Annotated in this window: 1 tRNA gene and 2 rRNA genes; all 3 read right to left on the bottom strand. The window is 49.5% G+C overall.

Going from position 1 to position 636, the window contains the following annotated elements:
- Nucleotides 1-115: ribosomal RNA gene (locus ACLW56_RS25315) — 23S ribosomal RNA — on the bottom strand; the annotation flags it as partial.
- A 238-nt stretch (nucleotides 116-353) separates the two neighbouring features.
- Nucleotides 354-429 (bottom strand) — tRNA-Glu (locus ACLW56_RS25310).
- An 84-nt stretch (nucleotides 430-513) separates the two neighbouring features.
- Nucleotides 514-636: ribosomal RNA gene (locus ACLW56_RS25305) — 16S ribosomal RNA — on the bottom strand; the annotation flags it as partial.

The raw sequence follows: 636 nt of genomic DNA, 5'->3' as shown, positions 1-636 counted from the left end.
GGAAATCGCCGGGTCAAAGGTTCATATCACCTCGCCGACGCTTATCGCAGATTAGCACGTCCTTCATCGCCTCTGACTGCCAGGGCATCCACCGTGTACGCTTAGTCGCTTAACCTCACAACCCGAAACTGTTTCGTAAAACAGTCCGCATTGCGAAAATTTGAGAGACTCGAACACACCTTAAGTGTGTCGTTTCAATTTTCAGCTTGATCCAGATTTTTAAAGAGCAAATATCTCAAACATGACTCGCTATTCACATAACGGAATCAGTTTTGAGATATTGAGGTCGGTGACTTTCACTCACAAACCAGCAAGTGGCGTCCCCTGGGAGGTTTGACCTCATCAGTTAACGCTGGCGTCCCCTAGGGGATTCGAACCCCTGTTACCGCCGTGAAAGGGCGGTGTCCTGGGCCTCTAGACGAAGGGGACGTGAAGTCTCACTCGCAAGACGCCTTGCTTCTCTACATCTATCAGACAATCTGTGTGAGCACTACAAAGGCAGGTTCTTTAAGGTAAGGAGGTGATCCAACCGCAGGTTCCCCTACGGTTACCTTGTTACGACTTCACCCCAGTCATGAATCACAAAGTGGTAAGCGCCCTCCCGAAGGTTAAGCTACCTACTTCTTTTGCAACCCA

This window comes from Pantoea sp. sgz302252 (genome assembly GCF_047713085.1).
GTDB lineage: Bacteria > Pseudomonadota > Gammaproteobacteria > Enterobacterales > Enterobacteriaceae > Scandinavium.
The sequence above is the reverse complement of the archived record's forward strand: the minus strand, read 5'-3'. Positions and strand labels throughout refer to the sequence as shown.